The 19,812-nt window shown below is 75.8% G+C and carries 18 protein-coding genes; 12 read left to right on the forward strand and 6 right to left on the reverse strand.

Translation table 11 applies throughout. The features are described from left to right. The first annotated feature begins 36 nt into the window (after positions 1 to 36). Positions 37 to 528, forward strand: a complete 492-nt coding sequence (locus tag RND61_RS11605; RefSeq protein WP_315877791.1) for an NUDIX hydrolase — start codon at positions 37 to 39, stop codon at positions 526 to 528. A gap of 42 nt (positions 529 to 570) precedes the next feature. Here the strand turns inward: RND61_RS11605 and RND61_RS11610 are convergent, their stop codons facing one another. Next, the gene (locus RND61_RS11610) at positions 571 to 768 is read right to left on the reverse strand and encodes a type II toxin-antitoxin system VapB family antitoxin (protein WP_315877792.1); all 198 of its coding nucleotides are present in this window, start codon (positions 766 to 768) and stop codon (positions 571 to 573) included. A gap of 92 nt (positions 769 to 860) precedes the next feature. Here RND61_RS11610 and RND61_RS11615 point away from each other — a divergent pair, with 92 nt between their 5' ends. Next, entirely contained in the window at positions 861 to 1,577 is a 717-nt protein-coding gene (locus tag RND61_RS11615) for an SIR2 family NAD-dependent protein deacylase (protein ID WP_315877793.1), read from the forward strand. 27 nt (positions 1,578 to 1,604) lie between these two features. Here RND61_RS11615 and RND61_RS11620 read toward each other — a convergent pair whose 3' ends face one another. From RND61_RS11620 to RND61_RS11630, 3 genes are all read right to left on the reverse strand, one after another. Further along, positions 1,605 to 2,111 (reverse strand): methylated-DNA--[protein]-cysteine S-methyltransferase, encoded by a 507-nt coding sequence (locus RND61_RS11620; RefSeq protein ID WP_315877794.1) that lies wholly within the window; start codon positions 2,109 to 2,111, stop codon positions 1,605 to 1,607. Between the two features lie 16 nt (positions 2,112 to 2,127). After that, the gene (locus RND61_RS11625; RefSeq protein WP_315877795.1) at positions 2,128 to 3,603 is read right to left on the reverse strand and encodes an AlkA N-terminal domain-containing protein; all 1,476 of its coding nucleotides are present in this window, start codon (positions 3,601 to 3,603) and stop codon (positions 2,128 to 2,130) included. 159 nt (positions 3,604 to 3,762) lie between these two features. Then, entirely contained in the window at positions 3,763 to 4,332 is a 570-nt protein-coding gene (locus RND61_RS11630; protein ID WP_315877796.1) for an NAD(P)H-dependent oxidoreductase, read from the reverse strand. Positions 4,333 to 4,452: 120 nt separating this feature from the next. On the opposite strand from RND61_RS11630, the gene RND61_RS11635 reads away from it, so the two are divergent. Continuing rightward, a complete protein-coding gene (locus tag RND61_RS11635; RefSeq protein WP_315877797.1) occupies positions 4,453 to 5,088 on the forward strand; it encodes a TetR/AcrR family transcriptional regulator in 636 nt (211 codons plus the stop codon). Positions 5,089 to 5,612: 524 nt separating this feature from the next. Here the strand turns inward: RND61_RS11635 and RND61_RS11640 are convergent. Next, positions 5,613 to 5,933, reverse strand: coding sequence for an L-rhamnose mutarotase (locus RND61_RS11640; protein ID WP_315877798.1), 321 nt, complete (start codon positions 5,931 to 5,933; stop codon positions 5,613 to 5,615). Positions 5,934 to 6,174: 241 nt separating this feature from the next. Between RND61_RS11640 and rhaI the strand changes: the two genes are divergently transcribed. From rhaI to RND61_RS11685, 9 genes are all read left to right on the forward strand, one after another. Then, the gene (gene rhaI, locus RND61_RS11645) at positions 6,175 to 7,344 is read left to right on the forward strand and encodes an L-rhamnose isomerase (RefSeq protein ID WP_315877799.1); all 1,170 of its coding nucleotides are present in this window, start codon (positions 6,175 to 6,177) and stop codon (positions 7,342 to 7,344) included. Positions 7,345 to 7,349: 5 nt separating this feature from the next. Continuing rightward, positions 7,350 to 9,389: a bifunctional aldolase/short-chain dehydrogenase gene (locus RND61_RS11650; RefSeq protein WP_315877868.1), complete on the forward strand. Its 2,040-nt coding sequence runs from the start codon at positions 7,350 to 7,352 to the stop codon at positions 9,387 to 9,389. Positions 9,390 to 9,571: 182 nt separating this feature from the next. Further along, positions 9,572 to 11,080, forward strand: a complete 1,509-nt coding sequence (locus RND61_RS11655) for a rhamnulokinase (RefSeq protein ID WP_315877800.1) — start codon at positions 9,572 to 9,574, stop codon at positions 11,078 to 11,080. After that, positions 11,071 to 11,826 (forward strand): (Fe-S)-binding protein, encoded by a 756-nt coding sequence (locus tag RND61_RS11660; protein WP_315877801.1) that lies wholly within the window; start codon positions 11,071 to 11,073, stop codon positions 11,824 to 11,826. Before RND61_RS11655 ends, RND61_RS11660 begins: the two co-directional genes overlap by 10 nt. Continuing rightward, entirely contained in the window at positions 11,823 to 13,292 is a 1,470-nt protein-coding gene (locus RND61_RS11665; protein WP_315877802.1) for a LutB/LldF family L-lactate oxidation iron-sulfur protein, read from the forward strand. Before RND61_RS11660 ends, RND61_RS11665 begins: the two co-directional genes overlap by 4 nt. After that, on the forward strand, positions 13,289 to 13,966 hold the full coding sequence (locus tag RND61_RS11670; RefSeq protein ID WP_315877803.1) for a LutC/YkgG family protein: 678 nt from the start codon (positions 13,289 to 13,291) through the stop codon (positions 13,964 to 13,966). Before RND61_RS11665 ends, RND61_RS11670 begins: the two co-directional genes overlap by 4 nt. Before the next feature lie 171 nt (positions 13,967 to 14,137). Next, on the forward strand, positions 14,138 to 14,362 hold the full coding sequence (locus RND61_RS11675) for a hypothetical protein (RefSeq protein WP_315877804.1): 225 nt from the start codon (positions 14,138 to 14,140) through the stop codon (positions 14,360 to 14,362). Positions 14,363 to 14,374: 12 nt separating this feature from the next. After that, positions 14,375 to 15,133 carry an outer membrane protein assembly factor BamB family protein gene (locus tag RND61_RS11680; RefSeq protein WP_315877805.1) on the forward strand — a complete coding sequence of 253 codons (759 nt, stop codon included), beginning with the start codon at positions 14,375 to 14,377 and terminating at the stop codon, positions 15,131 to 15,133. 68 nt (positions 15,134 to 15,201) lie between these two features. After that, positions 15,202 to 17,655, forward strand: coding sequence for a WD40/YVTN/BNR-like repeat-containing protein (locus RND61_RS11685; protein WP_315877806.1), 2,454 nt, complete (start codon positions 15,202 to 15,204; stop codon positions 17,653 to 17,655). A 156-nt stretch (positions 17,656 to 17,811) separates the two neighbouring features. Here the strand turns inward: RND61_RS11685 and RND61_RS11690 are convergent, their stop codons facing one another. Further along, positions 17,812 to 19,752 (reverse strand): helix-turn-helix domain-containing protein, encoded by a 1,941-nt coding sequence (locus RND61_RS11690; RefSeq protein ID WP_315877807.1) that lies wholly within the window; start codon positions 19,750 to 19,752, stop codon positions 17,812 to 17,814. Positions 19,753 to 19,812: the final 60 nt, after the last annotated feature.

Here is a 19,812-nt window from a genome sequence, read left to right on the forward strand (position 1 = left end):
CCGAAGGCCGGCCGGCGCACCCTCTACGCTGGCCGGGTGACGACCACCGACTACGCCACGTACATCGCCGGCCTGCCGAAGGTGCTCGCCGGCGCCGCCATGCTGTTCCGGGACGGCGCGGGGCGCGTCCTGGTCGTGGAGCCCAACTACCGCGAGGGGTGGGCGCTGCCGGGCGGGACGATCGAGTCCGACGAGGGGGAGACGCCCCGTCAGGCGGCCCGCCGCGAGACGCTGGAGGAGATCGGCCTGGACGTGCGGCCGGGCGCCCTCCTGGTCGTCGACTGGGTCCTCGGCACGGGCCGCCCGCCGCTGGTGGCGTACGTGTACGACGGCGGCGTGCTGGACGACGCGGCGTTCGGGGGGATCCGCCTCCAGGAGGCGGAGCTGCTGTCCTGGAAGCTGATCACCCGCGAGGAGGTCCCGGAGTACCTCCTGGGGTCCCTGGGCCTCCGCGTCCGGGCCGCCCTGGACGCCCTGGACGCGGGAGGCGGCCCGGCGGAGCTGGAGAACGGCCGCCCCGTCCAATGAGGCCGACCGCACGGAAGGCCGCCACCGCGCCGCGGCGACGGCTCACTCCTGGTCCTGGGGTTTGACCCGCGCGGCGCGCGGGTCGTCCTCGCGGGGCACCACCAGGGCCTCGGTGCGGTGCCCCCGCTGGATGTAGTCGCGGACGACCAGCTCGACGGCGTCCTGCGGGTTGCCGACGCCCGCCAGCACCATGACTTCCACGACGAGTTCGGCGTCGAGGGCGATGTTCACCTTGGCCATGGGCGGGACCCTACAGCGCCGGGCGCCGGTCCGTTCGACGGTCGCGCGAATTCCGTTCGACGGTCGCGGGAACCCCCTCGTACGCTCGGCGCATGACGATGGTCGCGGTTCTCAGCGGTGCCGGCATCTCCACGGATTCGGGGATCAGCGACTACCGGGGGCCCAACGGGCTGTGGCGGCGCGACCCGGAGGCCGAGAAGCTCGTCACGTACGCGTACTACATGGCCGACCCGGACGTCCGCCGCCGCTCCTGGCGGATGCGCCTCGACGGGCCGGTGCTGCGGGCCCGGCCCAACGCCGGGCACCTGGCGGTGGCCGAGCTGGAGCGGACGCCGGGGTTCGCCGTGCGGGTGCTGACCCAGAACGTGGACGGGCTGCACCAGTTGGCGGGGACGCCCGAGCGCAAGGTCCTCGAACTGCACGGCACCGCGCGGGCCGTGGTGTGCACCGGCTGCCGCGCCCGGTCCCCGATGGAGGAGGCGCTGGAGCGGGTGGCGGCCGGCGAGGACGACCCGGCGTGCCGGGCCTGCGGCGGGATCCTGAAGTCGGCGACCGTGATGTTCGGGGAGCGGCTGGACCCGGTGGTGCTGGGCCGGGCGACGGGGATCGCCAAGGCGTGCGAGGTGTTCGTCGCGGTCGGCTCCTCGCTCCGGGTCCAGCCCGCGGCGTCGCTGGCGGGGATCGCCGCCGAGCACGGGGCGCGGCTGATCGTCGTGAACGCCGAGCCGACCCCGTACGACGGACTCGCCGACGAGGTCGTGCGCGAGCCGATCGGCACGGCGCTGCCGGCGCTGCTGAAGCGGCTCTGAGCCCCTGCCCCGTCGGGAACGGGGCCCCTACCCCATCGGGAACAGGGCGTCGGGCGCGGGGACGCCGCTTTCGAAGGCGAGCAGGCGGCGCTTGCGGTCCAGGCCGCCGCCGTAGCCGGTGAGGCCGCCGCTCGCGCCGATGACCCGGTGGCAGGGGACGATGATGCCGATGGGGTTGCGGCCGTTGGCGAGGCCCACCGCGCGGGAGGCGGTGGGCCGCCCGAGGGCCGCGGCCAGTTCGCCGTAGGTGCGGGTCTCGCCGTACGGGATGGTCCGCAGCAGCTCCCACACGCGCTGCTGGAACGGCGTGCCGGCCAGGTGCAGGGGCAGGTCGAACGCGGTCAGCTCGCGTGCGTGGTACGCGTCGAGCTGGCGGGCGGCCTCGCGGAACGGACGGGGGTCGGGCTCGCCGAAGGTCTCCTCCGGGGGCCGGTGGCGCTGGTCGGTCATGTACAGCCCGCTGAGGACGCCGTCGGTGGCGACGAGCGTGAGCGGGCCGTAGGGGCTGTCGACGACGGTGTGCTGCCGGTGCATGGCGTGTTTCCTCGGCTCAGGCGGGGAGGTGGTTGACGGGGTGGTCGTCGGTGGCCCACAGGTACTGGACGGCGTAGGCGCGCCAGGGGCGCCAGGCGGCGGCGCGGGCCGTGAGGGCGGCGGGGGTCGACGGCAGGCCGAGCCCGGCGGCGGCGCGGCGGACGCCGAGGTCGGTGGGGAGGAAGGCGTCGGGGTCGCCGAGCGCGCGCATGGCGATGATCTCGACGGTCCAGGGCCCGAAGCCGGGCAGGGCGAGGAGACCGGCGCGGGCCTCGTCCCAGTCGCTGTCCGGGCCCAGCTTGAGGCTGCCGTCCGCGAGGGCGCCGACCAGGGTGGTGAGCGTGGCGCGGCGGCTGCGCGGCAGGGCGAGGGCGTCGGGGTCGAGGGCGGCGAGCGCCTCGGGCGCGGGGAACAGGTGGGTGAGCCCGCCTCCGGGGTCGTCGACGGGCGTGCCGTGCGCGGTGACGAGGCGCCCGGCGTGGGTGCGGGCGGCGGCCGTGGAGACCTGCTGGCCGAGGACCGCGCGGACGGCGAACTCGGCGGCGTCGACCGTGCGCGGCACGCGGCGGCCGGGCGCGCGGTCGACGTGCGGGGCGAGGAGCGGGTCGGCGCGCAGCTGTTCGTCGACGGCGACGGGGTCGGCGTCGAGGTCGAGGAGCCAGCGGCAGCGGCTGATGGCGTGGGCCAGGTCGCGCGGGTCGGTGAGGTGGAGGCGGCAGGCGACGTGGCCGGCGGCGGGGGCGAGGGAGGCGATGCCGTGCCCGTAGGGGAGGGTGAGGGTGCGCCGGTAGGCGCCGTCGCGCCACTCCTCGACGCCGGGGACGGCGGTCGCGGCGAGGTGGCCGAACAGGTTGGACGGGTCGAGGGGCGTGCGGTAGGGCAGCCGCAGGGAGATCACGCCGGGGGTGGGGGCCGGGGCGCCGCGGGTGCCGGCGGCGCGGGCGCGCAGCTCGCCGGGGGCGAGGGCGAACACCTCGCGGACGGTCTCGTTGAAGGCCCGTACGGACGAGAAGCCGGCGGCGAACGCGACGTCGGCCATGGGCATGGCGGTCGTCTCGATGAGCACGCGGGCCGTCTGGGCGCGTTGGGCGCGGGCGAGGGCGAGGGGTCCGGCACCGAGTTCGGCGAGCAGTTGCCGCTCGATCTGCCGGGTCGAGTAGCCGAGGCGCGCGGCGAGCCCCGGGACGCCCTCGCGGTCGACGACGCCGTCGCGGATGAGGCGCATGGCGCGGGCGACCGTGTCGGCGCGGACGTCCCACTCCGGGGAGCCGGGGCTCGTGTCGGGGCGGCACCGCTTGCAGGCCCGGAAGCCGGCCTGCTGGCAGGCGGCGGCGCTCGGGTAGAAGACCATGTTCTCCGGCTTGGGCGGCACGACCGGGCAGCTGGGGCGGCAGTAGATGCGGGTGGTCAGGACGGCGGTGAAGAACCACCCGTCGAAGCGGGCGTCCTTGGACCGGACGGCCCGGACGCAGCGCTCGGTGTCGGTGTGCATGCCCCAAGCATGGGCGAGGCGGACGGGCTCCGCTGGCGGAATTCCGACATGAGCCTCGCCCTGCCTGCGGGCGCGCGTTCCGCCGGGGGACGCGCGTACGACGGCGGCCGCCCTGCCGGATGGCGCGGGCGGCCGCCGTCGCGGGGACGGGCGCGGAGGTCAGGCGGTGGCCTCGGCGGGGGCGGCCGCGGCCTCGGCGACCTGGGCGAGGAGCGCGGGCAGACCGGCGACGATCTCGGCGTCCTCGGACGGGTGGGTGTCGGCGAAGCGGGTCACGGAGCCCGGGATGGCGAACTCGACGCCCTCCAGCACGCGGGCGCCGGCCACGCCCAGGGCCTTGCGGGCCTCGGTCTGCGCCCACACGCCGCCGTACTGGCCGAAGGCGGTGCCGATGACGGCGACCGGCTTCTCCTTGAGGGCGCCGGCGCCGTAGGGGCGGGACAGCCAGTCGATGGCGTTCTTGAGCACGGCCGGCATGGTGCCGTTGTACTCCGGGGTGAACAGCAGCAGGGCGTCGGCCTCGGCGGCGGCGGCCCGCAGCCGGGCGGCGGCCTCCGGCGCGCCCGCCGCGGTGTCGATGTCCTCGTTGTAGAAGGGCACGTCGGCGAGGCCCTCGTACAGCTCCACGGTGACGCCCTCGGGGGCGAGGGCGGCGGCGGCCTCGGCGAGCTGGCGGTTGTGGGAACCGGCGCGGAGACTGCCGACGAGCGCGAGGATACGAGCGGACATGGTGACTCCTGAAAGGGGAAGCGGTCGGAGGACGACTAACCGGACCGAGGTCCGTTTAAGGTTGTACCAGTTAAACGGACCACGGTCCACTTCTGTTCCCGACAGCGTTAGGCTGCTTCCATGACCTCTCCGCCCCCGCACGGACGTACGGAGCTGTCCCTCACCCCCGCCGAGGCGCCGCCGCAACTGCGCGCGGACGCCGCCCGCAACCGCGCCCGGCTCCTGGAGGCCGCCGCCCGGCTCGCCGCCGAGCAGGGCGCCGCCAACCTGACCATGGAGGCCGTCGCCTGCGCCGCGCAGGTCGGCAAGGGCACGGTGTTCCGCCGCTTCGGCGACCGGTCGGGGCTGCTGCTGGCGCTGCTGGACCACCAGGAGCAGCGGTTCCAGGCGGCGTTCATGTCCGGTCCGGCCCCGCTCGGGCCGGGCGCGCCGGCCGGCGAGCGGCTGCACGCCTTCGGCCCGGCCGCCCTGCGGCACGAGGACGCGCACCGGGAGCTGTACCTGGCCGCCACCCAGCCCGATCCGGTGCGCCGGCACCTGGTGCCGGCCCGCCTCGTACGGCTCACGCACCTGACGACGCTGCTGCGCGAGGCGGACACGGACGCCGACGCCGAGCTGGCCGCGCAGACCCTGCTGGGCTACCTCGACACGGGCCTCGTCCACCACCTGCTGACCCGGCGCGGACTGCCGCTGAGCCGCGTGGAGGCGGGCTGGCACGACCTGGTGTCCCGGATGCTGGTGCGGGGGGACCGCTGACCCGGCGGCCTCACGGGCCCCTCGGCCCGTGAGGGCCGCGTGCGCGCCCGGGGCACTGGGGCCACGGTGATGGGACCGGCCGTTCGGTGAGGGCCGCGGGCGCGTCCGGGGCGCCGGCGCGGCGGGCGCCGCGGACCGCGCCGCCCACGACGCGCGGCACTCCCCCGCCGCTCCCCGCGACGAGGAGGGCGCGGGGGTACGGGGGTACGGGATACGGAGGCGCACCGGTCCACGGGGTCCACGCGGGCGCGGGAGCGCGCCGGTCCTCGCGGGCGCGGGGGCGCGCCGGTCCTCGCGGGCGCGGGGGCGCGCCGGTCCATGGGGTCCGCGCGGGTGCGGGGCCTGCCGGGTCACGGGGGCGGCGGCGCCCGGCCGGAGGCAGCCGCGGTCCACTAGCGGCGCGCCCGCGGGGTGCCCCTTCGACCGGGCCGCCCGCGGGTGCGGGGCCGTCCCGCGAGGTGCGGGGCGCCGTGAACCACGCCGGAACCGCCGTCCCGGGTACGGGGCCGTCCCCGTACGGGGGCCTACGCGAGGTGGAAGACCTCGGTGAGCGGCTTCATCGCCTCGTCCGGCCTGGTGCCGTCCAGTTCCTCGAAGAAGCCGGACATCTCCGCCTGCCAGCGGGCGTTGACCTCCGTCTCCGCCATCGCGGCCTGCGCCCGGGCGAAGTCCTCCGTCTCCAGGTAGCCGACCAGCAGGCCGTCCTCGCGGAGGAAGAGCGAGTAGTTGCGCCAGCCCGCCGCGGAGAGCGCAGCGAGCATGTCGGGCCACACGGCGGCGTGGCGCTCCCGGTACTCGTCGAGCCGGTCCCGGCGGACCTTCAGCAGGAAGCAGACACGCTGCACGGCGGGGCTCCTCAGCGATGGAACAACAGGTCGTGAAAGGTTTCAACAGCGTTTCCGGACGCTAGACACTGCCGCGCACTTCCGTCAACAGGGCTTCTCCCGAAAGTTTCGAGGCCGGTCAGGTCGGGATCGGAGGACCCACTCCCCGCACGCCTCTTGACAGCTCCCGCGAGCCCCCATAGCTTCGCCGCAATGAAACGATTCATTCACGACCCGCATGGCACCCTGGAGCGCTGACACGATGACGAGCCGAGCCGATGTCCCCGCCGTGAAGGCAGCCCTGAGATCCCAGGCCGTCGAGACCCCCTCCTGGGCCTACGGGAACTCCGGCACCCGTTTCAAGGTGTTCGCGCAGCCGGGCGTCCCGCGCACCCCGCGGGAGAAGCTCGACGACGCCGCGCGCGTGCACGAGCACACCGGGGTCGCCCCGAGCGTCGCGCTGCACATCCCGTGGGACCGGGTCGACGACTACGCCGACCTCGCCGCGTACGCCGCCGGGCTCGGGCTGCGGCTCGGGGCGATCAACTCCAACGTCTTCCAGGACGACGACTACCGGCTCGGCAGCGTCTGCCACCCCGACGCCCGGGTCCGCCGCAAGGCCCTGGACCACCTGCTGGCGTGCGTCGACATCATGGACGCCACCGGCTCGCGCGATCTGAAGCTGTGGTTCTCCGACGGCACCAACTACCCCGGCCAGGACGACGTCCGCGCCCGGCAGGACCGGCTCGCCGAAGCCCTCGCCGCCGTGTACGAGCGGCTCGGCGACGGGCAGCGGATGCTGCTTGAGTACAAGTTCTTCGAGCCCGCCTTCTACACGACGGACGTGCCGGACTGGGGCACGGCGTACGCGCACTGCCTCAAGCTGGGCGAGAAGGCGAAGGTCGTCGTGGACACCGGGCACCACGCGCCCGGCACCAACATCGAGTTCATCGTCGCCCTGCTGCTGCGCGAGGACAAGCTCGGCGGCTTCGATTTCAACTCCCGCTTCTACGCGGACGACGACCTGATGGTCGGCGCGGCCGACCCGTTCCAGCTCTTCCGCATCATGTACGAGGTGGTGCGCGGCGGGGGGCTCACCGGTGACGTCGCGTTCATGCTCGACCAGTGCCACAACATCGAGCCGAAGATCCCCGCGATCATCCGCTCCGTGATGAACGTCCAGGAGGCCACCGCGAAGGCGCTCCTGGTGGACCGCGAGGCGCTGACCGCCGCCCAGGACGCGGGCGACGTGCTCGCCGCGAACGCCGTCCTGATGGACGCGTACAACACCGACGTCCGGCCGCTCCTGGCCGAACTGCGCGAGGAGATGGGCATCGACCCCGACCCGGTCGCCGCGTACCACCGGTCGGGCTGGGCGCAGAAGATCACCGACGAGCGCGTGGGCGGGACCCAGGCGGGATGGGGGGCGTGACCACCATGGAACAGCACAGCGCGGTCCGGGACCTGCTGGAGCGCTCGCACCGGCTCGGCGCCGACCCGCGGAACACCAACTACGCGGGCGGCAACGCGTCCGCCAAGGGCACCGGCACCGACCCGGTCACCGGCGGCGACGTGGAGCTGATGTGGGTCAAGGGGTCCGGCGGGGACCTGGGGACGCTCACCGGGGCGGGCCTCGCCGTCCTGCGGCTGGACCGACTGCGGGCGCTCACCGGCGTCTACCCGGGGGTCGACCGCGAGGACGAGATGGTCGCCGCGTTCGACTACTGCCTGCACGGCAAGGGGGGCGCCGCGCCCTCGATCGACACGGCCATGCACGGCCTGGTCGACGCCGCCCACGTCGACCACCTGCACCCCGACTCGGGCATCGCGCTCGCCTGCGCCGCCGACGGGGAGAAGCTGACCGCCGAGTGCTTCGGCGACAAGGTCGTGTGGGTGCCCTGGCGGCGGCCCGGCTTCCAGCTCGGCCTGGACATCGCCGCCGTCAAGGAGGCCAACCCGCAGGCCGTGGGGTGCGTCCTCGGCGGGCACGGCATCACCGCGTGGGGCGCCACCAGCGAGGAGTGCGAGGCCAACTCCCTGTACGTCATCCGCACCGCGGAGGCGTTCCTCGCCGAGCGCGGCCGGCCCGAGCCGTTCGGTCCGATCCTGCCGGGGTACGAGCCGCTGGACCCGGCCGCGCGCCGCGAGCGGGCTGCCGCGCTCGCCCCGTACCTCCGCGCCGTCGCGTCCGCCGACCGGCCCCAGGTGGGCCACTTCGACGACTCCGACACCGTCCTGGACTTCCTCTCCCGCGCCGAGCACCCGCGCCTCGCCGCGCTCGGCACGTCCTGCCCGGACCACTTCCTGCGGACGAAGGTCCGCCCCCTCGTCCTGGACCTGCCGCCGACGGCGCCCCTGGAGGAGACCGTGGCGCGGCTGGCGGAGCTCCACGCCGCCTACCGGGAGGAGTACCGCGCCTACTACGAGCGGCACGCCGCGCCGGACTCCCCCGCGATGCGCGGCGCGGACCCGGCGATCGTGCTGGTGCCGGGGGTCGGCATGTTCTCGTACGGCAAGGACAAGCAGACCGCGCGCGTGGCGGGAGAGTTCTACGTCAACGCGATCAACGTGATGCGCGGCGCGGAGGCGGTCTCCACGTACGCCCCGATCGAGGAGCGGGAGAAGTTCCGCATCGAGTACTGGGAGCTGGAGGAGGCGAAGCTGCGGCGCATGCCGAAGCCGAAGCCCCTCGCCACGCGGATCGCCCTCGTCACCGGTGCCGGCTCCGGCATCGGGCGGGCCATCGCGCGGCGGCTCGCCGACGAGGGCGCGTGCGTGGTCGTCGCCGACCTCGACGCACAGCGGGCGGCCTCCGTCGCCGAGGAGCTCGGCGGGCCCGACCGGGCGGTCGCGGTGACGGTGGACGTCACCGAGGAGGAGCAGATCGCGGCGGCGTTCCGGGAGGCGCTGCTCGCCTTCGGCGGGGTCGACCTGGTGGTGAACAACGCCGGGATCTCCATCTCCAAGCCGCTGCTGGAGACCACGGCCGGGGACTGGGACCTCCAGCACGCCATCATGGCGCGCGGCTCGTTCCTCGTGTCGCGGGAGGCGGCGCGCGTGATGACCGCGCAGCGCCTGGGCGGCGACATCGTCTACATCGCGTCAAAGAACGGCGTCTTCGCCGGCCCGAACAACATCGCGTACGGGGCGACCAAGGCCGACCAGGCGCACCAGGTGCGGCTGCTGGCGGCGGAGCTGGGCGAGCACGGCATCCGCGTGAACGGCGTCAACCCGGACGGCGTGGTCCGCGGCTCGGGCATCTTCGCGGGCGGCTGGGGCGCGCAGCGGGCGGCGGTGTACGGGGTGGAGGAGGAGAAGCTGGGCGAGTTCTACGCGCAGCGGACGCTCCTGAAGCGGGAGGTCCTCCCGGAGCACGTGGCCAACGCGGTCTTCGCCCTGACGGGTGGCGAGCTGAGCCACACGACGGGCCTCCACGTCCCGGTGGACGCGGGCGTACCGGCGGCCTTCCTCCGCTGACCCCGCGCCCGCACGGGCGGGCCCCGGCGTCCGCGGCCCGCCCGTGTGGACCGCGGACGCCGGGCGCCGGGCCGGTGCGGGGGCGTCGGCCCGGCGCCGCGGCACCGGCGCCCTTCCCGCGCCCGGGCCCCTCCCGGGCGCGGCGCTCCCTTCGACAGAGTCGCTTCACGACGAGGATGCAGATGTCTTCCAGTCAGCCGTTCGCCGCCGTCGACCTCGGCGCCTCCAGCGGGCGGGTCATGCTCGCCCGGGTCGGGGCGGGGACCCTGGAGCTCCAGGAGGTCCACCGCTTCCCCAACCGGCCCGTACGCGTCGGCGGGACGCTGCACTGGGACGTGCTCGGCCTGTACCGCGGCGTCCTGGACGGGCTGCGGGCGGCCGGGGCGGCGGCGGGCGGGCGGCTGGCCGGGGTCGGCGTCGACGGCTGGGCCGTCGACTACGGGCTGCTCGACGCGCGGGGCGACCTGCTCGGCAACCCCGTGCACTACCGGGACGCCCGCACGGACGGCGCCGCCGAGGAGGTCGCCGCGGTGCTCCCGCCCAAGGAGCTGTACGCGGCGACGGGCCTCCAGCACCTGCCGTTCAACACCGTGTACCAGTTGGTCGCCGCCCGGGACACCCCGCAGTTCGCCGCCGCGCGGCGCCTGCTGCTCGTCCCCGACCTCGTCGCGTACTGGCTCACCGGCGAGGCCGGCACGGAGCTGACCAACGCCTCGACCACCCAGCTCGTCGACCCCCGCACCCGCGACTGGTCCCCCGTCGTCGCCGCCCGCCTCGGCATCGACCTGGACCTCTTCCCGCCCCTGCGCCGCCCCGGCGACCCTGCCGGGCACCTGCTGCCGGAGGTCCTCGCCGAGACGGGGCTCACCGGGCCGGTCCCGGTGACCGCGGTCGGGTCGCACGACACGGCGTCCGCCGTGCTCGGCGTGCCCGCGGCGGACGGGGACGACTTCGCGTACATCGCCACCGGCACCTGGTCCCTCGCCGGTCTCGAACTGGACGCCCCGGTCCTCACGGAGGCGTCCCGGGCGGCGAACTTCACCAACGAGCTGGGCGTCGACGGCACCGTCCGCTACCTCCGCAACATCATGGGCCTCTGGCTCCTCCAGGAGTGCCTGCGCGCCTGGGAGGCGCAGGGCGACCCGCAGGACCTCGACGCCCTCCTCGCCGCGGCCGCCGCCGCGCCGCCGCTGCGGTCCGTCGTGGACGCCGGCGACCCGGCGTTCCTCGCCCCGGACGACATGCCGCGCCGCATCGCGGAGGCGTGCGCCCGCACCGGGCAGCCCGCCCCGCGCACCCCCGCCGAGTTCGCGCGCTGCGTCCTGGACTCCCTCGCCCTCGCCCACCGCGCGGCCGTCGAGCAGGCGGCCGCCCTGGCGGGCCGCACCGTGCGCACCGTGCACGTCGTCGGCGGCGGCGCCCGCAACGCGCTGCTGTGCCAACTGACCGCCGACGCCACCGGCCTGCCCGTCGTCGCGGGGCCCGCCGAGGCCGCCGCGCTCGGCAACGCCCTCGTCCAGGCCCGCGCCGCCGGTGTCGTCGAGGGCGGCCGGGCCGAACTGCGGGAGCTCCTGCGCGCCACCCAGCCCCTGCGGCACTACGATCCGTCAGGTGATCGCGCCGCCTGGGACCGGGCGGCGGACCGGTTCCACGGCCGGACCGGCCGGAAGGAGGGCGGGGCATGCGCGTAGCGCTCTTCGTCACCTGCGTCAACGACGCGCTGTACCCGCGCACCGGGCGGGCGACGGTGCGGCTGCTGGAGCGGCTGGGGGTCGCGGTCGACTTCCCGGCGGCGCAGAGCTGCTGCGGGCAGCCGCAGTTCAACACCGGCTACCGGCACGAGACGGAACCGCTCGTCCGCCGCTTCGACGCGGCGTTCCGCGCCTACGACTACGTGGTCACCCCGTCCGGTTCGTGCGCCGCGATGGTGCGGGACAACTACCCGCGCATCGGCGCGAAGGCCGCCGCGGAGGGGCGGGGCGGGGAGCTGGCCGAAGCGGCCGCCCGGGCCGTGCCCAAGACGTACGAGCTGACCGAGTTCCTCGTGGACGTCCTCGGGGTGACGGACGTCGGCGCGTACTTCCCGCACACCGTCACCTACCACCCCACCTGCCACGGCCTGCGCGTACTGGGGCTGAAGGACCGCCCGCGCCGGCTTCTGGCCCACGTCAGGGGCCTCCGGTTGCGCGAGCTGGAGGGCGCCGAGGAGTGCTGCGGCTTCGGCGGGACGTTCGCGGTGAAGAACCCGGACGTGTCCGCGGCGATGGGCGCCGACAAGGCGCGCGCCGTCGAGGCGAGCGGCGCCGGGACGGTGTGCACGGTCGACAACTCGTGCCTGATGCACATCGGCGGCACCCTCGCCCGGCGCGGCTCGCGGGTCCGGCCCGTGCACCTCGCCGAGATCCTGGCCGCCACCGAGGAGGAGCCCTACGCATGAGCGGTACGTACCTGGGCATGCCCGCCTTCCCGAAGGCCGCGCACGACGCCGTGCGGAACGGGACCCTGCGCGGCAACCTGCGCCACGCCACCCACACGATCCGCGACAAGCGGGCCGGGGCCGTCGCCGAACTGGCGGACTGGGAGGAGCTGCGCGCCGCCGGCAAGGCGATCAAGGACCGGACGCTGCGCCACCTCGACCACTACCTCGTGCAACTGGAGCGGGCCGTCACCGCGGCCGGCGGGACGGTGCACTGGGCCGCCGACGCCGAGGAGGCCAACCGGATCGTCACCGACCTCGTCAAGGCGACCGGCGAGCGCGAGGTCGTCAAGGTCAAGTCGATGGCCACGCAGGAGATCGGGCTGAACGAGGCGCTGGAGGCCGAGGGAATCCGCGCGTACGAGACGGACCTCGCCGAGCTGATCGTGCAGCTCGGGGACGACCGGCCGTCGCACATCCTGGTCCCGGCGATCCACCGCAACCGGGGCGAGATCCGCGACATCTTCGCCGAGCGCATGGGCCGCTGGGGCCGCGCCGCCCCGGAGGGGCTGACGGACCGCCCGGCGGACCTCGCGGAGGCGGCGCGGCTGCACCTGCGGGAGAAGTTCCTGCGCGCGAAGGTCGGCGTGTCCGGCGCGAACTTCATGGTGGCGGAGACGGGCACGCTCGTCGTCGTCGAGTCGGAGGGCAACGGTCGGATGTGCCTGACCCTCCCCGAGACGCTGATCTCGGTCGTCGGCATCGAGAAGGTCGTGCCGACGTGGCGGGACCTGGAGGTGTTCCTCCAGCTCCTCCCCCGCTCCTCCACGGCCGAGCGGATGAACCCGTACACGTCGATGTGGACCGGCACGACGGACGGGGACGGCCCCCGGGAGTTCCACCTGGTGCTGCTCGACAACGGCCGCACGGACACGCTCGCCGACGAGGTGGGCCGGCAGGCGCTGCGCTGCATCCGCTGCTCGGCGTGCCTGAACGTGTGCCCGGTGTACGAGCGGGCCGGCGGCCACGCGTACGGCTCCGTCTACCCCGGTCCGATCGGCGCGATCCTCACCCCGCAGCTGCGCGGCACCGGCAGCGAGGTCGACGCGTCGCTGCCGTACGCCTCGTCGCTGTGCGGGGCGTGCTACGAGGTGTGCCCGGTCGCCATCGACATCCCGGAGGTGCTGGTGCACCTGCGGGAGCGGGTGGCCCAGGGCGGCGAGGTGACGCGGAACGGCGTGAGGGTCACCCTCCGGCCCGCGAAGGGGCACGCCGCCGAGCGGGCGGCGATGCGCGCGGCCCGCTGGGCGCTGGACCGCCCCGGCGTCCTGCGGGCCGGGCAGCGGCTGGCGTCGCGGACGCGGCGGCTGCACCCGAAGCGGCTCCCGGGCCCGGGGCGGGCCTGGTCGGACACGAGGGCGGTGCCGGAGGTTCCGGCGGAGTCGTTCCGGGACTGGTGGCAGCGGACGCGGGGAGGCGCGCGATGAGCGACGGCAGGGACCGGGTGCTGGCGCGGGTGCGCCGCGCCCTGGCGGACGTACCGCGCGGGGAGCGTCCGCCGGACGTGCCGGTGGAGCGGCGCTACCTGCGGACACACGGCGAGCGGACCGCCGGGGAGGCGGTCGACCTCCTGGCCGAGAACCTCGCCGACTACCGGGCGGTCGTCCACCGGACCTCGCAGGACGGCGTCGGGGAGCTGCTGGCGCGGCTGCTCGCGGCGCGCGGCGCGGCGTCGGTGCTGGTGCCGCCGGGGCTGCCGCCCCACTGGACGGCCGCCGTGGACGCGACGCGGGTGCACGACCGGGCGGCGTCCACGCCGCGGGAGCTGGACGCCGTGGACAGCGTCGTCACGGGCTGCGCGGTGGCCGTCGCGGAGACCGGCACGATCGTGCTGGACGGCGGCCCGGACCAGGGCAGGCGGCGGATCACGCTCGTGCCGGACCACCACATCTGCGTCGTACGGGTTCCGGACCAGGTCGTCGGCTCGGTTCCGGAGGCCCTGGAGCGGCTGGACCCGCGCCGCCCGCTGACGTGGATCTCGGGCCCGTCCGCGACCAGCGACATCGAGCTGGACCGCGTCGAGGGCGTCCACGGGCCGCGCCTCCTGGAGGTCGTCCTCCTCGACGCCGGGGACGGCGACCCGGCGGGCACCGGCGGCTGAACCGGGCGCCGTCGAACGGGCGACGGGCCGGTGGAGCCGTGGGCCGGTGGGCCGGTGGGCCCGTGGACCCGTGGGCCCCGGGGGTGCGGGGCGCGCGGTGCGGGAGGACGATGGTCGGGTGGGGCGCCGGGGACGGCGTACCGGCGCCTCCCCTCCTCCCCGGGGGCGACGATGTTCCAGTTGATCCGCAACCTCAGCTCGACCGACCTGGCGGTCCGCCAGTTCCCGGTCTTCGCGGTCTCCTTCGTGCTGGCGAGCCTGTTCTACCGGTTCGGCAGCTTCGCCCTGGAAGCGGTGGCGTTCCTGGCGACCTGGTTCGTCCTGGACGCGGCCGCCGAGGGGGTGCGGCGGGTGCGCGAGCGACGGTGGAAGGTCCGCCCGCAGCAGGGCGGGTAGAGCGGGCCGGCGATGGCGGCGTGCGTTCCGCGCGGCGTGGTCGGCGCGGACGGCCGGCGGGCGGTCGTCCACGACCGGCACGGCACGCTGATCGCGCTCGACACGGAGACCGGCGCGGTGCTGTGGCGCCGCGGCCGGTGGCTGCGGCCGTGCGCCGTGACGGGCGGGGCGGTCGTCGCCGTACGCCTCGGCGGGCCGCCGGCACCGGACGGGCAGGGCCGGGCGGGTGCCGCGGGCCCGGTCGCGGTGGTGGTCCTCGACGCCGAGGAGGGCGCCGAACGGTGGACCTCGCCGCCCCTGGACCTGCCGTCCTGGGCGCGCCCCTCGCTCGACGACACGCCCGCCTTCACCCTGGCCGCCGAGACGCCCGGCGGCGGGAACGTCGTCCTGCGCTGGGCGGCGCGCGCCCTGTACGAGGGGGGCGCGCCGCCCGGCCGGGGCGCCCCGGTGGACACCGTCCGGGAGGCGCACGGAGCGGTGCGCGTACGCCTGGCCGGCCCGTCGCCGCAGGTGCTGCCCGAGCCGCCCGGGCCGCCGCCGGGGGCCGAACCGGAGACCGGGCCGGAGGCGCCGGACCGTGCCGGGCCGCTCGACCCCGACGTCCTGGAGGCGGGGCGGATCGGCGCGCGGCGGATCGAGCTGGCCGTGCGCCGGGGGACGGCGTCCGACGCGCTGGTGCTGCGGGCGGTGGATCCGGGGGCGGACGCGCCCGTCTGGGAGGTGGTGCTGGACGAGGGCCCGCGCGGCGTGCCGCCGCGGCCCCGCCCGTGACCCCGGGAACCCGGCCGCGTCCCGCGGCCCGCAGTCGACCCTCCGGCCCGTGAGGAGAGCGGATCGCCATGACCACCTCGGACGAAGAACTGGCCCGGGCCAAGCACGTCAGCGTCGAGCAGGTGGCGCTGCTGCGGGAGGTCCGCGGCACCACCAACGAGACGCTCGCGCAGATGCCCGAGGGCGCCGTACGGCGGGCGCTGGTCCACCTCGACCACCCCGACCTGCCCACCGAACGCGGCCTCTTCCGCCTCAAGCAGGAGCGGGACGACGACGGCCGCGTGCCCGAGGGGGCGCTGGAGACGGCCCTCGGGCAACTGTGGACGGCGGTCCGGTCCAGCCCGCCCGCCCCGACGACGGCCGGCGTCCCGACCCTCCAGGGCGGCACCGGCGCCCGGTCGGGGCCGGCACCGACCGCCGGGATGGCGATGACCGCCTGGGAGTGGCTCGGCCCCGGCAACATCGGCGGCCGCACCCGCGGACTCGTGGTCGACCCGGACGAGCCGCGCAGGATGTGGGCGGCGAGCGCCGGCGGCGGGGTGTGGCACACCGCGGACGGCGGCGGGCGGTGGGCGCCCGTCGACGACTTCCTCGGCAACCTCGCCTGCGCGTGCATCGCCATGGACCCGGCCGACCCGGCCCGGCTGTACGTCGGCACGGGCGAGGGGTTCTCCAACGGCGACGCGCTGCGCGGCAGCGGCGTCTTCACCACCGCCGACACCGTGACGTGGGCGCCGCTGCCGGCGACGCAGACGCCGGAGTTCCACTACGTGAGCCGGATCGCGGTGTCGTCGACCGGCGAGGTGCTCCTCGCGGCGACCGACAGCGGCCTGTACCGCTGCGACGACCCGGCGCGGGCCACCTGGCGGCGGGTGCTCGGAGTGCCGGTCGCGGACGTCAAGTACGACCCGGGCGACGACCGCCGCGCCGTCGCGGGGGCGATGCGGGACGGCGAGGCCTGGTACACCCGGGACGGCGGCCTGACCTGGCGGCCCGCCGCGCGCGGCCCCTGGGCGGGGCGCGTCGAGCTGGCCTACGCGGCCCGCACGGCGGACGTCGTGTACGCGTCGGTGCAGGCCGTGGACGGCGAGATCTGGCGGTCACTCGACGGCGGCGCCTCCTACCGGCGGCGGCGGACGCTCGCCCCGGACGGCCGGAAGGCGCCGTACCTCGGCACGCAGGGCTGGTACGACAACGCCGTCTGGGCCGGTGACCCGACCGACGAGGACCTGCTGGTCGTCGGCGGCATCAACCTGTGGCGCAGCACCGACGGCGGCGACCGGCTCAGGGAGATCAGCACCTGGTGGGACGACCGGTCGGCGCACGCCGACCACCACGCGATCGTCGCGCACCCCGGCTACGACGGGAGGGGCAACCGGACGGTGTTCTTCGGCAACGACGGCGGCGTGTTCGAGGCGGCGGACCTGGCGGCCGTGGGCACCGAGCCCCGGCCGCCGTACCGGGCCGGCTGGACCGAGCTGGTCAACAACTACGGCGCCACGCAGTTCTACGGGGGCGCGGGGAACGCCACCACCGGCACGATCGTCGGCGGCGCGCAGGACAACGGCACCCTCGCCGTCGACCCGGCCGCCGGCAGCGAGACGTGGCGGAAGGTCTTCGGCGGCGACGGCGGCTGGTGCGCCGCCGACCCGACCGATCCGGACGTGTTCTACGGCGAGTACGTGCGGCTCGGCATCCACCGCTGCACGGACGGCGCGACGACGGACGGGACGTCGGCGGGCGAGCCCTGGTACGAGCGGTACATCAACGGCCAGGTGCTGGACCCGGTGGCCAACGCGTGGCAGTGGAAGCCGGTCCCGTACCGCATCCCGGACGCCATGACCGGCAGCGCGCTGTTCATCGCCCCGTTCGTGCTCGACCCGAACGACCCGCGGCGGATCCTCGCCGGCGGCATGTCCCTCTGGCGCACGGACGACGCCAAGAGGCCCAACACGCTGTCGTCCGGGCCCGCTTGGCGGTCGGTCAAGCCGCCGGTGGGGAGCCCGGTCAGCGCGATCGCGGTGGCGCCCGGCCACCCGGACGTGATCTGGGTGGGCCACGCGGACGGCCGGGTGTTCCGCACGGGTGACGGCACCGGCGCCGTACCGTCCTGGGACCGTGTCGGGGTGACCGGGCCCCGCCCGCTCGAACCGGCGCGGTACTGCACGTGCCTGACGGCGCACCCGGACGACCCCGGCACCGTGTACGCCGCGTTCGGCGGGTACGTCCGCGGCAACCTCTGGGTGACCGGCGACGGCGGCGCCGAGTGGGTGAACCTCGGCTCCGCGCTGCCCGCCGCGCCCGTGCGGGCCCTGGCCGTGCACCCGCGGCGCACCGCGTACCTGTACTGCGGGACGGAGGTCGGGCTGTTCGCCAGCGAGGACGCGGGGCTGTCGTGGTCGCCGACGAACGAGGGCCCGACGAACTGCTCGGTCGATGACCTGTTCTGGATGGGCGCGACACTGGTGTGCGTGACGCACGGCCGCGGCATGTTCCGCATCGACCTGTCCGGCGTCGGGTGAGCTGCCGGCGGCGTGGCGGCTCGGCGGACGTGCCGCTCCGCCCCCGGCGGGCCGGGGCAAAGCCGCCGGGCCCCGCGCCGGATGGCCGCGCCGGACTCCTTCGGCGTCCCCGCCGGCAGCGGCTCCGGCTCCGGCCCGAGGCGGCCCGGGCCGGTGTCAGGGGGCGTCTTCGTCGGCGCCGCCGGTGAGCCGGTGGAGGCGGAGCGCCACGTGGGTCTCCAGAGCCCTGGCGGGGGTGTTCCAGTCGGGGCCGAGCAGGTGCGCGACGCGGTCGAGGCGCTGCACGACCGTGTTCACGTGGACGTGGAGGGCGTCCTTGGCCCTGGAGAGGCTGGCGCCCTGGTCGTAGTAGGCGTGGAGGGTCCGCATCAGTTCGGTGCCGCGCTCGGCGTCGTAGGCCATGACCGGTCCGAGGACGCGCTCGACGTAGGCGCCGATGTCGGTCCTGTCGCCCAGCAGGACGCCGATGAAGCCCAGGTCGGCGACGTCGGCCCCCTCGCCGGTGCGGCCGAGGGCGTGGAGCGCCCTGAGGCACCGCAGCGCCTCGGTGTGGAGGGCGGCGTGGTCCTCCGGCCCGTTCCCCGGGCCGGCGGCGCCCACGGTGACGGGCGAGCCCAGGACCCGGGAGAGGTCCGTGGCGAGGCTGCGGGCGAGCGCTCCCGGCCGGTCGCACCGCGCCAGGAGGACGACGTGGCCGTGCCGGGTGCCCGCCAGGCCGCCGAGCCTGCGGGCCGTGCGGGCGGTCTCCGCGGAGAGCCGGGGGCGCGACGCCGGCGCGCAGTCCAGGACGGCGACGGCGTGGGGTCGGGCGAGGTCGACTCCGAGGCGTTTGGCCCGCAGGTTGAGGCTTCCCCCGTCCCAGTGGGCCGACGAGGCGGGGCCCGCGAGGAGGTCGTCGAGGAGTTCGCCGCGCACCCGGTCCTCGGTCTCGGCGACGGACCGGCGCATCAGCAGCAGCATGGCGGTGACCAGCGCCGCGCGCTCGAAGAGGCGGCGGTCGGCCTCGGAGAGGTCCCCTCGCCCCGTCAGCACGATGCTGCCCAGCGGCTCGGCGCCCGCCAGGACGGCGCAGGTCCACACACCGTCCGCGCGCACCGCGCGGCCCTCGGCGTGCGAGGCTTCGAGGCTGTCGGCCAGGGGCGTGACCGGTCCGGTGCCCGCCCGGGCCAACTCGCTGCCGTCGGTGTCGTGGACGGCCACTCCGCCGCCCAGCAGCGTCGCGATCTCGGCCGCCACGTCGTCGATGCCCGCGCCGCGCAGCACCAGCTTGGTCAGGCGGTCGTGGGCGTCGGAAGCCGTGTGGAGCGCCTCGCTGTGGGCGCGGGCCGTCGCGTTGGCGGCTTCGAGCCGGGTGAGGGTGTTGCGCGTCTCCTCCAGCAGGCGGGCGCTGTCGATGGCGACGGCGGCGTGGTCGGCGAGCGAGGCGAGGAGGGCGATGGCGTCGGGGGTGAACTCGCGCGGGGTGCGGTCCGCCGCGAACAGCACGCCGATGACCTCCTCGCCCAGCCGCAGGGGAACGCCGAGGATTCCGCGCAGCCCCTCCTCGGCCACGCCGTCGTCGATCGTCCCGGTGTGCCGGTAGCGCCGGTCGGTGCGGTAGTCCGTGCTGGCGTAGGGGCGGGCGGTCTGCGCGACCAGGCCGCCCAGGCCCTCCCCCATGCCGAGACGGAGCTGCTGGAAGGCCGCGGAGACGGATCCGTCGGTGACGCGCATGAACGTGTCCTGCGCGACCGGGTCGTTGAGGGTGAGGTAGGCGACGTCGGCGCCCAGCAGGGTCCTCGCCCGGCGGACGATGGCACGCAGTACGGCGTCGAGGTCCCGCAGACCGGCCAGGTCGCCCGCGGTGTCGAACAGCGCGACCAGTTCCGCTTCCCGGCGGCGGTACTGGTCGAGCACCCGTCGCACGGCGAGGGCGGCGTCGGTGGTCTCCTCGATCCGCGCCGCCTCCGCCGCGTCGGCTCCCTCGGCGCGCGAGCGGGCCGGCTGCAGGGCGATCTCCTCGGCGGAGGCGTCGGCGGCGAGGAGGTCCACCAGGCGCCGCGCGGCCGCTTCGGCGGCCGTGGTCGTCCGGGCGCGCGCTCTGCGGTCGGTGGTCATGGAGCCTCCTCTCGGGCGGGGGTCGTGGGGGCGGTACGGCGGTCCCGGCCTGCCGCTCGG

It is taken from the genome of Streptomyces tamarix, from assembly GCF_032423885.1.
In the GTDB taxonomy this organism is placed as follows: domain Bacteria; phylum Actinomycetota; class Actinomycetes; order Streptomycetales; family Streptomycetaceae; genus Streptomyces; species Streptomyces tamarix.

Excerpts from the sequence above, each read along its gene's own strand:
- RND61_RS11610 (WP_315877792.1), bottom strand. The coding sequence starts at position 768 with ATGGCCAAGGTGAACATCGCCCTCGACGCCGAACTCGTCGTGGAAGTC.
- RND61_RS11615 (WP_315877793.1), top strand. The coding sequence starts at position 861 with ATGACGATGGTCGCGGTTCTCAGCGGTGCCGGCATCTCCACGGATTCG.
- RND61_RS11620 (WP_315877794.1), bottom strand. The coding sequence starts at position 2,111 with ATGCACCGGCAGCACACCGTCGTCGACAGCCCCTACGGCCCGCTCACG.
- RND61_RS11625 (WP_315877795.1), bottom strand. The coding sequence starts at position 3,603 with ATGCACACCGACACCGAGCGCTGCGTCCGGGCCGTCCGGTCCAAGGAC.
- RND61_RS11630 (WP_315877796.1), bottom strand. The coding sequence starts at position 4,332 with ATGTCCGCTCGTATCCTCGCGCTCGTCGGCAGTCTCCGCGCCGGTTCC.
- RND61_RS11635 (WP_315877797.1), top strand. The coding sequence starts at position 4,453 with ATGACCTCTCCGCCCCCGCACGGACGTACGGAGCTGTCCCTCACCCCC.
- rhaI (WP_315877799.1), top strand. The coding sequence starts at position 6,175 with ATGACGAGCCGAGCCGATGTCCCCGCCGTGAAGGCAGCCCTGAGATCC.
- RND61_RS11650 (WP_315877868.1), top strand. The coding sequence starts at position 7,350 with ATGGAACAGCACAGCGCGGTCCGGGACCTGCTGGAGCGCTCGCACCGG.
- RND61_RS11655 (WP_315877800.1), top strand. The coding sequence starts at position 9,572 with ATGTCTTCCAGTCAGCCGTTCGCCGCCGTCGACCTCGGCGCCTCCAGC.
- RND61_RS11660 (WP_315877801.1), top strand. The coding sequence starts at position 11,071 with ATGCGCGTAGCGCTCTTCGTCACCTGCGTCAACGACGCGCTGTACCCG.
- RND61_RS11665 (WP_315877802.1), top strand. The coding sequence starts at position 11,823 with ATGAGCGGTACGTACCTGGGCATGCCCGCCTTCCCGAAGGCCGCGCAC.
- RND61_RS11670 (WP_315877803.1), top strand. The coding sequence starts at position 13,289 with ATGAGCGACGGCAGGGACCGGGTGCTGGCGCGGGTGCGCCGCGCCCTG.
- RND61_RS11675 (WP_315877804.1), top strand. The coding sequence starts at position 14,138 with ATGTTCCAGTTGATCCGCAACCTCAGCTCGACCGACCTGGCGGTCCGC.
- RND61_RS11680 (WP_315877805.1), top strand. The coding sequence starts at position 14,375 with ATGGCGGCGTGCGTTCCGCGCGGCGTGGTCGGCGCGGACGGCCGGCGG.
- RND61_RS11685 (WP_315877806.1), top strand. The coding sequence starts at position 15,202 with ATGACCACCTCGGACGAAGAACTGGCCCGGGCCAAGCACGTCAGCGTC.
- RND61_RS11690 (WP_315877807.1), bottom strand. The coding sequence starts at position 19,752 with ATGACCACCGACCGCAGAGCGCGCGCCCGGACGACCACGGCCGCCGAA.